13 protein-coding genes are annotated in these 11,681 nt (G+C 73.4%); 3 read left to right on the forward strand and 10 right to left on the reverse strand.

Going from position 1 to position 11,681, the window contains the following annotated elements; genetic code table 11:
* Positions 1-35: 35 nt before the first annotated feature.
* The 7 genes from AB0F81_RS09960 to AB0F81_RS09990 form a co-directional block, all read right to left on the reverse strand.
* On the reverse strand, positions 36-755 hold the full coding sequence (locus tag AB0F81_RS09960) for an ABC transporter ATP-binding protein (protein ID WP_360193902.1): 720 nt from the start codon (positions 753-755) through the stop codon (positions 36-38).
* On the reverse strand, positions 728-1,555 hold the full coding sequence (locus AB0F81_RS09965) for an ABC transporter permease (RefSeq protein WP_360193905.1): 828 nt from the start codon (positions 1,553-1,555) through the stop codon (positions 728-730). The genes AB0F81_RS09960 and AB0F81_RS09965 overlap by 28 nt, the downstream gene beginning before the upstream one ends.
* Complete coding sequence (locus AB0F81_RS09970) at positions 1,552-2,496, reverse strand: aliphatic sulfonate ABC transporter substrate-binding protein (protein WP_360193907.1); 945 nt, start codon at positions 2,494-2,496, stop codon at positions 1,552-1,554. Before AB0F81_RS09970 ends, AB0F81_RS09965 begins: the two co-directional genes overlap by 4 nt.
* A 12-nt stretch (positions 2,497-2,508) precedes the next feature.
* Positions 2,509-3,006: a flavin reductase family protein gene (locus AB0F81_RS09975; protein WP_360193910.1), complete on the reverse strand. Its 498-nt coding sequence runs from the start codon at positions 3,004-3,006 to the stop codon at positions 2,509-2,511.
* A complete protein-coding gene (locus tag AB0F81_RS09980) occupies positions 3,003-4,172 on the reverse strand; it encodes an LLM class flavin-dependent oxidoreductase (RefSeq protein WP_360193912.1) in 1,170 nt (389 codons plus the stop codon). Before AB0F81_RS09980 ends, AB0F81_RS09975 begins: the two co-directional genes overlap by 4 nt.
* 14 nt (positions 4,173-4,186) lie before the next feature.
* Entirely contained in the window at positions 4,187-5,371 is a 1,185-nt protein-coding gene (locus AB0F81_RS09985; RefSeq protein WP_360193915.1) for an SfnB family sulfur acquisition oxidoreductase, read from the reverse strand.
* 118 nt (positions 5,372-5,489) lie between these two features.
* Complete coding sequence (locus AB0F81_RS09990; RefSeq protein ID WP_360193918.1) at positions 5,490-6,404, reverse strand: LysR family transcriptional regulator; 915 nt, start codon at positions 6,402-6,404, stop codon at positions 5,490-5,492.
* A gap of 124 nt (positions 6,405-6,528) precedes the next feature.
* Between AB0F81_RS09990 and AB0F81_RS09995 the strand changes: the two genes are divergently transcribed.
* The gene (locus AB0F81_RS09995; protein WP_360193921.1) at positions 6,529-7,698 is read left to right on the forward strand and encodes an FAD-dependent oxidoreductase; all 1,170 of its coding nucleotides are present in this window, start codon (positions 6,529-6,531) and stop codon (positions 7,696-7,698) included.
* Positions 7,695-8,585 (forward strand): RNA polymerase sigma-70 factor, encoded by an 891-nt coding sequence (locus AB0F81_RS10000; protein WP_360193924.1) that lies wholly within the window; start codon positions 7,695-7,697, stop codon positions 8,583-8,585. The genes AB0F81_RS09995 and AB0F81_RS10000 overlap by 4 nt, the downstream gene beginning before the upstream one ends.
* On the opposite strand, the gene AB0F81_RS10005 is transcribed toward AB0F81_RS10000, so the two are convergent.
* Both AB0F81_RS10005 and AB0F81_RS10010 read right to left on the reverse strand, forming a co-directional pair.
* Positions 8,572-8,979, reverse strand: coding sequence for a hypothetical protein (locus AB0F81_RS10005; protein WP_360193927.1), 408 nt, complete (start codon positions 8,977-8,979; stop codon positions 8,572-8,574). The two genes, AB0F81_RS10000 and AB0F81_RS10005, sit on opposite strands and share 14 nt — an antisense overlap.
* Positions 8,980-8,994: 15 nt before the next feature.
* On the reverse strand, positions 8,995-9,645 hold the full coding sequence (locus tag AB0F81_RS10010; protein ID WP_360193930.1) for a VanZ family protein: 651 nt from the start codon (positions 9,643-9,645) through the stop codon (positions 8,995-8,997).
* A gap of 83 nt (positions 9,646-9,728) precedes the next feature.
* Here AB0F81_RS10010 and AB0F81_RS10015 point away from each other — a divergent pair, with 83 nt between their 5' ends.
* The gene (locus AB0F81_RS10015; protein WP_360193933.1) at positions 9,729-10,484 is read left to right on the forward strand and encodes a PIG-L deacetylase family protein; all 756 of its coding nucleotides are present in this window, start codon (positions 9,729-9,731) and stop codon (positions 10,482-10,484) included.
* A 16-nt stretch (positions 10,485-10,500) separates the two neighbouring features.
* Here AB0F81_RS10015 and AB0F81_RS10020 read toward each other — a convergent pair.
* Positions 10,501-11,681, reverse strand: a 1,181-nt coding sequence (locus tag AB0F81_RS10020; protein WP_360193936.1) for an FAD-binding oxidoreductase, incomplete at its 5' end; no start/stop codon positions are given.

An 11,681-nucleotide genomic window follows, 5' to 3' on the forward strand; every position in this document is an offset into this window, starting at 1 on the left:
AACAGCCGTGTGAGCCGGCCGGGAGGCACGGACCGTCAGCCGGTGGCGGGGACGCCGAGGCGGTCGAGCAGGTGGCGGCGCAGCCGGCCGAACTCGGGGTCTTCCTGGTGGCGGGGCCGGGGGAGGGACACCTCGAGTTGTTCGGCGATTCGGCCGCCGTCGAGGACCAGCGCCCGGTCGGCGAGCAGCAGGGCCTCGTCCACGTCGTGGGTGACCAGCAGCGCGGCGAATCCGTGCCGGTCCAGCAGGCGTTCCAGCAGCCGTTGCATCCGCAGCCGGGTCAGCGCGTCCAGGGCGCCGAACGGTTCGTCGAGCAGCAGCAGTTCCGGTTCGCGTACCAGGGCGCGGGCCACCGCGACCCGCTGGGCCTGGCCACCGGAGAGTTCGGCGGGCCAGGCCTGGCCGCGGTCGCCGAGGCCCACCTCGGTCAGCGCGGCCACCGCCCGGCCGCGGGCGTCCGCCCCGCTCAGGCCGAGCGCCACGTTGTCGATGACCCGCTTCCAGGGCAGCAGCCGGTGCTCCTGGAAGACGACGCCGAAGTGGTCCGGGACCGCGATGTCGCCGGTCGCCTCGGGGTCCAGGCCGGCCAGCGCGCGCAGCAGCGTGCTCTTGCCGGAGCCGCTGCCGCCGAGCAGGGCGACCACCTCGCCGGGCCGGATGGACAGCTCGGCACCGTCGAGCACGACGGTGTCGCCGAAGGCCCGGCGCAGGCCGGCCACCCGGACGGTCAGGTCGCTTGCAGACCGCGTCGCCACGCCAGTGTCCTCCGTTCCGCGGTGCGGATCAGTACGTCCGAGAGCAGGCCGAGCAGTGCGTAGATGAGCAGGCCGAGGACCACCACGTCGGTCTGGGCGAACTCGCGGGCCTCCATCATCAGGAAGCCGATGCCGGTCTGGGCGTTGACCTGCTCGCCGACGACCAGGCTCAGCCAGGCCGCGCCGATCGCGAGCCGCAGGCCTAGGAAGAGCGACGGCAGCGCGCCGGGCAGCACCACGTGGCGCAGCCGCTGCCACTGGCCCAGCCCGCAGGTCTTGGCGGCCTCCACCAGCCGCTGGTCGATGTCGCGGATCCCGGCGTACGTGTTGAAGTAGAGCGGGAAGAAGGCGCCCAGCGCGACCAGGCTGATCTTCAGTTCCTCGCCGATGCCGACCCAGATGATCAGCAGGGGCACCAGGCCGAGGTGCGGCAGCATCCGGGCCATCTGCACCGGCGGGTCGATGGTGTTGTCGCCGACGCGCAGCAGCGCGGCGGCGGCGCCCAGCGCCACGGCGAGGGTGCCGCCGATGAGCAGGCCGATCGCGGCCCGGGTCAGCGAGGCGACCAGGTGATCGGTCAGCGCGCCCTCGGTGGCCAGCCGCCAGCCGGTCCGCAGGACGACGCTCGGTGCGGGCACCTTGTCCTCGGGCAGCACACCGCTGCGGGAGGCGGCCTCCCAGAACAGCACCAGCGCGATCGGGCTGATCAGCCGGTACCAGCGGCGCGGGGTGCGGGCCCGGGCCGGAGCGCGGGCGGGCGTGGTGGCGGTGACCACCGGCGCGGTCTCGGTGGTGGTCACAACAGGGCCTCGTTGAACTGCTCGTCGATGCGGGCCTTGATGTCCACCTGGCCGGGGATGAGGCCGAGCTTGGTGAACCCGTCGGCGATGGTCTGCAGCTCGGCGCCGATCTCCGGCGTGACCGGGGCGAGCGGCTTGGCGCTGCGGGCCAGCGCCCGCTTGGTGGTCGGCTCGTCGATCTTGAGTTCCGGAGCGAGGATCTTGGCCCGCTCGTCGGCGTTGGCGATGCCCCAGTCGGTGGTGGTGCGGTATTTGCCGAGGAACTCGCGGATCAGGTCGGCCTTGCCGGTGACCGCGTCCGGGGTGGCCAGGATGTACTCGCGGTTGTTGGCCAGGTTGGTGGCGTCGGCGAGGACCTGCACGCCGGGCTGTTCGGCGAGCGCGAAGTAGGGGTCCCAGATGATCCACGCGTCGACCTGGTCGTTGTCGAAGGCGGGCCGGCCCTCGGCGGGCTTGAGGTACTTGACGTTGATGTCGTCGATGGTCAGGCCGGACTGTTCGAGCAGCTTCACGAGCAGCCAGTTGACGTTGGAGCCCTTGTTCAGCGCCACGGTCTTGCCCTTGAGGTCGGCGAAGGTCTTGAAGCCCTTCGCCTGTTTAACCAGCACCGCCTCGCCCTGCGGGACGGGTTCACTCGTACCGATGATCTTGAAGTTGATCTTGCCGGCCGCGGCGAAGATGGGCGGCGCCTCGCCGACCTGGCCGATGTCGATGGCGCCGGCCTTGATCGCCTCGGTCAGCGCCGGGCCGCTCTCGAACAGCGACCACTGCGCGTCCGGCGCGTCGCCGCGCGCCTTGGACAGGCTCAGGCCGCCGAAGCGCTGGTAGCCGATGCGCAGCTTGCCGGGCGCCGCGCTCGCGCCGTCGCCCTCCTCGCCGCAGGCGGCGAGGAAGGCGGCGCCGAGCGCTCCGATCAACAGCCCACGACGGGAAGCAGGCATGACACATTCCTTTCAGAGGTACGGGGAGACGCGCCCGAATCCGGAGCGGTGGAAGATCAGCGGACTGCCGGCGTGATCGGGGTGGTCCACGGCGTGCAACCGCAGCAGCGCGATGATGTGGTCACCGGCCTCGACCTCGCGGTAGATCGTGCAGTCGAAGCGGGCCAGCCCGTCGTCGACGGTGACCGCCCCGGTCTCGGTCACCGACGCGGCGACGTTGTCGAAGCGGTGCTCGACCGGGCCGGCGAGCTGCCGGCAGACGGCGCCGTGGTGGGCGGCCAGCACGGTCACCCCGAGGTGGTGGGCCCGGCGCAGGTCGGGCCACGTCTTGGAGGTAGTCGCGATGGACACCGACACCAGTGGCGGGTCCAGGCTGACCGAGGTGAACGAGCTGGCGGCCAGGCCCACCATGGTCCCGTCCACGGCGGCCGCGACGGCGACGACGCCGCTGGGGAAGGCGCCGAACGCCTGGCGCAGGCGGACCGGGTCGAGGTCCTGGTTGGTTCTCATCTGAGCGTTATCCCGGCGGCGGCGAACGGCACCGTGGTGCTGTGGCGCCGGCGCGGGCGCTCGTCCTTCCACAGGCCGCGTTCGGCGAGGATCGGCAGCACCCCCTCGCCGAACCAGTAGGCGCCCTCCAGGTGCGGGTACGCCGACAGCACGAACTCCTCGATGCCGAGCGCGGCGTACTCGGCGATCCGGTCGGCGACCTGCTCGTGGCTGCCGACCAGCGCGGTGCCGGCGCCGCCGCGGACCAGGCCGACGCCGGCCCACACGTTCGGGTAGATCTCCAGGTTGTCGGTGGAGCCGCCGTGCAGGTCGAGCATCCGCCTCTGGCCCTCCGACTCGCTGAGCCGCAGACCGGCCTGCACCTTGGCGATCGCCTCCGGGGAGATCCCGGCGAGCAGCCGGCCCGCCTCCGCCCAGGCCTCCTCGGCGGTGTCGCGGGTGATCGTGTGCATCCGGATGCCGAACCGGATCGGCCGGTGCTCCGGTCCGCGGCCCTGCTCGGCGGCGAGCTTGCGGATCCAGGCGATCTTCTCGGCCACCGCGGCGGGCGGCTCGCCCCAGGTCAGGTAGACGTCGGCGTGCTTGGCCGCGACGATCCCGGCGGCCGGTGACGAGCCGCCGAAGTAGATGTCCGGCGCCGGGTCCGGGATCTGGCCGAGTTTCGCGGCGTCCACCGAGAGGTGCTCGCCGTGGAAGTCGACGGTCTCGCCGGCCCACAGCCGGCGCACGATCTCCAGGAACTCGTCGCAGCGCTGGTAGCGGCCGTCCTTGTCCAGGTAGTCGCTGTACATCCGCTGCTCGTGGCTCTCCCCGCCGGTCACCACGTTGAGCAGCAGGCGGCCCTCGCTGAGGTTCTGGAAGGTGCCGGCCATCTGGGCGGCCAGGAACGGCGCGACCACGCCCGGCCGGAAGGCGACCAGGAACTTCAGCCGGGTCGAGGTCTGGCTGAGCATCGCGGTGCTGAGCCAGGCGTCCTCGCACCACGCGCCGGTCGGGGTCAGCGCGGCCTCGAAGCCGTTGTCCTCGGCGGCGCGGGCCACCTGGGTCAGGTAGGCGACGTCGGCCGGGCGGCCGGAGGCGCCGGGGGCCAGGCCGTGGCCACCGCCGACGACGTGCCGGCCGTCGCCGCCGTTGGTCGGAAGGAACCAGTGGAACTTGAGGGACATGGGGTTCTTCCTTCTCAGAGCTGTCCGTGGTTGGGCGGCAGGGTGCCGTCGACGGCGTACCGGCCGAGGTGCTGGACCTTCCAGGCGGCCGGGTCGTGCAGGGTGTGGGTGCGGGCGTTGCGCCAGTGCCGGTCCAGGTTGAGCGCGGCGAGCGCGGAGCGGGTGCCGGCCACCTCGAACAGGCGGCTGCCGGCGTCCACCGAGGCGGCCGTGGTCATCGCGCGGGCGGCGGCGACGGCCAGGCTGGCCTGACCGGCGGTGGTCGCGTTGAGATCGGCGCCGGCCCGGTCGACCGCGCGGCCGGCCTCGGCGAGCAGCGCCTCAGCCGCGCGGATCTGCAACTCCAGCTGCCCGAACGTGTGCACGATCAGCGGGTCCTCGGCGGCGCGCTCGACGCCGGCGTCCGGGTAGGGCCGGCTCTTCGTGGTGACGAACCCGGCCGCCTCGCTCAGCGCGGCCCGTGCGATGCCCGCGTCGATGGCCGCGTGCAGCAGCTGGGCGAACGCGCCGTAGATCTGCGGCTTCTCGAACGTCAGGTGGTACGGCGTGAGCCGCCCGGCCGGAACCCGGACGCCGTCGAGCCGGACCGTGCCGCTGGCCGTGGTGCGCTGGCCGAGCCCGTCCCAGTCGTCGATCACGGTCACCCCGGCGGCGTCGCGCTCCACCCAGGCGACGTGCAGCGGACCGCCCTCACCCCGGTGGGCGAGCACCGGGATCCAGTGCGCGAACAGGGCGCCGGTGCAGTAGCCCTTCTCGCCGTCGAGGATCCACTCGTCCGGGCCGGCCGGGCGCAACGTGGTCGCGTGGTCGCGCACGTGCCGGCTCTTGATCTCGGACTGGGCGTTGCCGAACCGCTTGCCGGCCAGCACCTCGCCGAAGAAGAACGCCTGCTGGTCCGGGCTGCCCTGGGTGCGCATGGCGTTGACGTAGACGAAGTGGCTGTGCGGGATCTGCGCGATGTTCGGGTCGCCGGCGGCGAGCAGGCGGAACACCTCGGCGAGCGTCTCGGCGCCGAGCTGCGCCCCGCCGAACTCGCGCGGGACGGTCACGGCGAGCAGGCCCGAGCCGGAGAGCTGGTCCAGCTCCGCGGTCGGCAGGAGGCGCTGGCGGTCCCGCTCGGCGGCGCCGGCGGCGAATCGGAGACCGAGGTCGCGGGCGACCTCGACAGCCTCGGCGTCGGAGAGTGCCGGCACGGGCATCCGCTACCTCCCTGGGGAAACATTAACGCTATCGCCTATAGAATTACTAGATTTAGGGGAGTAAGCAAGAGCCGGGGTGGGCGGACGTGCCGAACACCCCATCGGCCGGACCGGTCACCTACCCCGAGGCGCTCTGCCGGTGCTCGCCGGCCAGCCGCAGGATCGTCTGCTCGAAGTCCACGACGGCCGGCGGCACCCGGTCGAAACGCCGGCGCAGCAGCATCATCAGCACGGGCGGAACGGACTCGGCCAGCGGGCGGGCGGTGATCACCCCGGCCCGTTCCAGGGGATCACCGAGGACGCTGTAGTCCGGCAGGATGGTCGGGCCGGTGCCCCCGGCGACCAGGCTCTTGCCCATCTCGGCGCCGTCGGTCGAGAACGTCTCCGGCGGCCGGGCGTCGCCGAAGAGCCGCTGGGTGAGCCGGTGCATCAGAAAACCGGGGCGCATCGCCACGAACGGGCGGGCCCGCAGGTCATCGACGCTCACCCGCGCCTGGCCGGCCAGCGGGTCGTCGGCCCGGCAGCACACCACGGGCGCGCCGCGCAGCAGCACCGTACGGCTCAGCGCCGCCGGGATGTCGTCGCCGGGGAAGACGTTGACCAGGCCCACGTCGAGCCGGCCCGCCAGCAGGCTCTCCTGGATCTCCGACTGCAGCATGGTCGCCACGTCGACGGTGGTGCTCGGGTGCCCGGCGCCGAACTCGCGCACGGTCGGCACCAGCAGCGCCGACGTCCCGGCGTTCACCGTACCGACGCGGATGGTCCGGTTCGTCCGGGCGTGGTCCTGCGCGGCGGCCCGGAGCTGCGCCACCCCGGCGAGGATCTCGGTCATCAGCGGCAGCAGGTCGCGCCCTTCCCGGCTGACCCGCGCGCCGGAGCGGTGCCGCTCCAGCAGCGGCACGCCGAGCTCGCGCTCCAGGCTGCTGATGGCCTCGCTGATCGCCGACTGAGACACGTGCAGATGCTCACCGGCGCGGCGCAGGGACCCGTGCCGGGTCACAGCCGCCAGGTATTCCAGCTGCTCCAGGCGCATCGCGAGATCCTTTCCCACCGGCTCCCGCAGCGCGGTGGCGCGCGTCACATCGGGCCCATGTCACGTCTCGGGCGGTCGCGCCCATCTGGTGGGCGTCAACGCAGCGACCGGAAGGAACGAGACGATGAACGTGGTGATTCTGGGCGCCGGCTACGCGGGCATGGCCGCGGCGATCCAGCTCGCGGCCCGCACGCGGCGGCGCCGGGACGTCCGGGTGACCGTCGTGGACGCGCAGGAGCGGTTCACCGAGCGGATGCGGCTGCACCTGACCGCGACCAACCAGCCGCTCACCGAGCTGAGCATCCCGGACATGCTGGCGGGCACCGGCGCCCGGTTCGTGCGGGGCTGGGTGACCGCGGTCGACGCGACCGCGCGAACCGTCCGGATCGACGACGACCGGGAGTTGCCCTACGACACGCTGATCTACGGCCTGGGCAGCGCGGCCGACATCTCGGCGGTGCCCGGCGCCGAGGACCACGCGTACGCGCTGAGCAGCGCGCCGGACGCCGAGTTGCTGGCCGAGCGCCTGGCCGGGCTCGGCGGCGGCACGGTGGTCGTCTGCGGCAGCGGCCTGACCGGGATCGAGTCGGCGGCCGAGATCGCCGAGCGGTACCCGGCGCTGCGCGTCGTCCTGCTCGGCCGCGACGAGCCGGGGGCGAGCATGAACGCGAAGGCCGGCGCGTACGTACGGTCCGCCCTCGGCCGGCTGGGCGTCCAGGTGCGCTCCGGGGCCGAGGTGGTGAAGGTGCGGCCCGGCGCCGTCGAGCTGGCCGGCGGGGAGAGCGTGCCCGCCGACGCCGTCCTGTGGACCAGCGGCACCCGGGTGTCGCCGCTGGCGGCCGCCGCCGGCCTGGAGGTCGACGAGCGTGGGCGCATCGTCACCGACGCCGCGCTGCGGTCGGTGTCGCACCCGGAGGTGTACGCGATCGGCGACGCGGCCGCGATCCGGCAGAATTACGGCGTGATGCACGGCACCTGCCAGGGCGGCATGCCGACCGGGGTGCACGCGGCGCTCTCCATCGGCCGCGTCCTCAGGGGCCGGCAGCCCCGGCCGTTCCGGTTCGGTTACTACCACACCCCGGTGAGCCTCGGCCGCAACGACGCGGTCGTGCAGTTCACCCGCCCGGACGACAGCCCCCGTGGCATCTACCTGGCCGGGCGGGCGGCGGTCCGCTACAAGGAGACCGTGACCGCCTCGCCCTGGCCGACCTACGGCCGCATGAAGAAGATGCCCGCCTCGGGCGCGTTCTGGCCCCGCGGGGGCCGGTTCACCCGGGTGCGGGCCGCCCGATGAGCTTCGACGAGCACCGCCGGCTGCTGTTCTCGGTGGCCTACCGCCTGCTCGGCAGCGCCGCCGACGCCGAGGACGCCGTGCAGGACGCCTGGATCAAATGGTCCGCCGCGGACCGCTCGCAAGTGGCCGACCCGAAGGCGTACCTGACGCGGATCGTCTCGAACGTGGCGCTGGAGCGGCTGCGGTCCGCCCGGCACCGGCGCGAGACCTATGTGGGCCCGTGGCTGCCGGAGCCCATCCTGACCGGCGGGGACGCCGCCGACACCGTTGCGGACGCGGAGTCCGTGTCGATGGCGATGCTGGTGGTGCTGGAGACACTCAGCCCGCTGGAGCGTGCGGTGTTCGTACTGAAAGAGGTCTTCGACTTCAGTCACGCCGAGATCGGCGAGGCGGTGGACCGCTCCGAGACGGCGGTGCGGCAGGCCGCGCACCGGGCCCGGGAGCACGTGCGGGCCCGGCGGCCCCGGTTCGCCGCCGACCGGGCCCGGCAGCGGGAGGTCACCGAGCGGTTCTTCGCCGCCGCGACCGGCGGCGACGTCAACGCGCTGATGCAGCTGCTGTCGCCGGACGTCACGCTCTGGACCGACGGCGGCGGCAAGGTCCGCCAGGCGCTGCGCCCGATCTTCGGCGCGAGCACGGTGGCGTCCTGGTTCGCGGCCGTCGGCACGGTCACCTACCAGGGTGTCGAGCCGGCCGACATGCGGGCCGAACTCGCCGAGATCAACGGCGGCCCGGGCATCGTGTTCCGGGCGCCGGACCGGGTGATCGCCACCGTCACCTTCGACTTCGACGCCGACGGCCGGGTCGCCGCCATCCACAACGTGGCCAACCCGGACAAACTGCGGGCGGTCACCGGCGGCACCGTCTATGCCGTCAGGCCCGCCTGACGGCGACGGTCACCCGGTGCGCGGTGGCGAAGATCGAGCCGGCCCAGCCCTCCTCGTTGCGGAAGGCCAGGCTCGACGCGTCCGGCTCGGAGCGGTCGGCGACGATGGTGAACGCGCTGAGCGGCAGGTGGTGGCGGTAGAACGACAGCACGGCCTGCGGGTCCGGCGCGGCGAGGGTGAACGACGCGCCGGCCCGGCGGTCGGCCAGGTCGGCGACGCGGCTGCCGGGTGGGAACGGGAAGGCGGACGGCAGATTTCGTACGGCCGGAGCCGTCCGCGCGACCGCGGCGACCTCGGTGCGCCGTGCCTCGGCGGAGGTGCCGCAGGCGCCGAGGGCGGGCACGGCCAGCAGGGTGGCCACCATGGCGGCGATCCGCCTCGCGATCCCTTGCACCCCTCCCATCCTCGATCATCGGGTCAAGTGCCGCCACCAGCGCCGTGACACCAGCCCGGCCAGCACCGCGCCGGCCGCGTTGAGCAGCACGTCGTCGACCGAGGAGACCCGGTCCAGCCGCAGCACGTACTGCGCGGTCTCGACCAGGACCGAGCAGCCCACGCCGAGCGCCAGGATCCGCGGCACGGACGCCAGCGCCGCGAACCGCATCGGCGCGAAGAACCCCACCGCCGCGAAGATCAACAGGTTGCCGGTGATCCCGATCGGTCCCATCGTGGCCAGGTCACGCAGTGGAACCAGGCTCACCCGGCCGGGGACGACGCCGGCGCCCGGCCCCGGCATCATGGTGAGCCAGACGAACGGCACGGTCCCGTAGACCATGCCCACCTCGGCCAGCGACCTCCGCCACGCCGCGGCGCGCGGGAAGCTCGCCAGCACCCACACCAGCAGGGCGGCCACCGGCAGCCCTGCCAGCGTCATCAGCAGCACGCCGTTCTCCGTGTCGTAGCAGCCGTGCCAGTGCCCGCCCAGACACCGCGGCGCGGCCATCAACAGCGGTCGCCGCGCGGCGACCGCCAGGCACGCCACGGCCAGGACCACCGAACCGATCAGTACGACACCGCGCGTACGTCGCGGCGGTGCGGACAGGGATGTGCTGTGGCTCATGGCCCCATCAAAGGCGCCGGGCCGTATCCCGGCCGTTCGTGACCTCCTTATCCGCCCTTTATGCAGACGCGCATGATGGACGGATGACTGAGACTCCCGCAGCGCCGAGCCCGCTCCAGCCCGTCGACGAGGACTGGCAGCGCGCCCTCGCGATCGTGGCCCACCCCGACGACCTGGAGTTCGGCGCCGCCGCGGCGGTCGCCCGCTGGACCCGGCAGGGTAAGGAGGTCGTCTACGTCCTGCTCACCAGCGGCGAGGCCGGCATCGACGCGATGGACCCGGCCGAGGCCGGCCCGCTGCGCGAGCAGGAGCAGCGCGACTCCGCCGCGATCGTCGGGGTGTCGCAGGTCGAGTTCCTCGGGCTGCCCGACGGCGTCCTGGAGTACGGTCTGCCGCTGCGCCGCGAGCTGAGCCGGCTGATCCGGCGCTACCAGCCGGAGATCGTGATCACCACCAACTTCCGGGACAGCTGGGACGAGGCCGGCGACGCGCTGAACATGGCGGACCACATCGTGACCGGCCGGGCCGTGCTCGACGCCGTGCGTGACGCCGCCAACCGCTGGGTGTTCCGCGACCAGATCGACGGCGGGCTGGAGAAGTGGGGCGGGGTCCGGCAGGTGTGGGCCTCGTCGTCACCGCGGGCGAAGCACGCCGTCGACACCACGGACACGTTCGACCTCGGCGTCCGGTCGCTGCAGGCGCACGCCGCCTACCTGCGCGGGCTCGGCGGCAGCTTCGACGCGGAGGAGTTCCTCGAGGGCGCCGCCCGGCAGACCGGCAGCCGCCTGGGCGTGAAGTACGCGGCGGGTTTCGAGGTCTTCCGCTTCGACCTCTTCTGAGCCGGCGGCGTTCGCGTCAGTCGAGCAGGGCGGGGATCGCCGAGAAGACGTTGTCCGGGTCGTAGCGGCCCTTCACGGTCAGCAGACGGCCGAGGTTGGCGCCGAACGAGTCGCGGGCGCGCTTGTCGTCGTCGGGGCCGAGCAGGTTGGGATATCCGCCGGGCAGGGAGATCGGGTCCAGGGCCGCCACCACGTCGTCGGCCCAGGCCCGGTGGCGGTCGGGCGGCTCGGGCGGCGCCCACGCGGCGATCACCTCGATCGCCTGGTGCGGCGCGCGCTGGGCGAACGCTGTCGCGTCCGGCGCCACCCGGGTGGCCGCGCCGTGGAACCGGTTCACGACAAGCGCCGAGAAGGGGGACGACACGTGGTTCGCGGCGTCGGTGAGGATCCGCGGCGCGGGCGCTGACAGGTCCGCCAGCCAGCGGCTCCGGAGCAGGTAGTGGTTGCCCTCGACGATGCTGGCGTCGAACATGCGCAGCGCCCCGGCGTACGGCATGGGGCCGACCTGGTCGACGACCGGCGAGCCGAGGGCGCGCATCCGCTCGACCGCGGGCAGGCCGGGGGTCAGGTCGTCGCCGGACCAGAAGGGGCAGAGGAAGGCCAGCGGGCCGTCCGGGCCGGGCAGGAAGCCGGTCATGACGGTCAGCTCGTCCGGGGCATCGGCCACGATCTCGGCGTAACCGGCGAGCACGGCGGGGCCCTGCGCGGGCGGGAACATCAGGATGCCCGCGAGGACCTGCGGCAGCCGGTGCAGCCGGTACCGCAGGGTGGTCACCACGCCGAAGTTGGCTCCGCCGCCGCGCAGCGCCCACCACAGGTCGGCGTCGCCGTCCGGGCCGGCGTGCACCACGGCGCCGTCGGCCAGCACCACCTCGGCGCCGAGCAGGTTGTCCGCGGCCAGCCCGAAACGGCCGATCAGCGCGCCGTATCCGCCCGCGGTCGTCAAGCCGGTCAGGCCGACCCCGCCGACCACGCCGGTGGCGGTGACCAGCCCGTACGGCGCGGCAGCCGCCACCAGGTCGGTGGTGAGCGCACCACCCTGAACGGTGGCCGTGCACCCGGCCGGGTCGACGGTGACCGCGCGCATGCCGGTCAGGTCGATCACCAGGCCACCCTCGCGCAGGGCCCGCCCGGCCCAGTCGTGGCCGCCGGCCCGCACCGACAGCGGCACCCCGGCCTCCCGGGCGGCCCGCACGG

Origin of the sequence: Actinoplanes sp. NPDC024001 (assembly GCF_040638955.1) — a bacterium.
GTDB lineage: Bacteria > Actinomycetota > Actinomycetes > Mycobacteriales > Micromonosporaceae > Actinoplanes.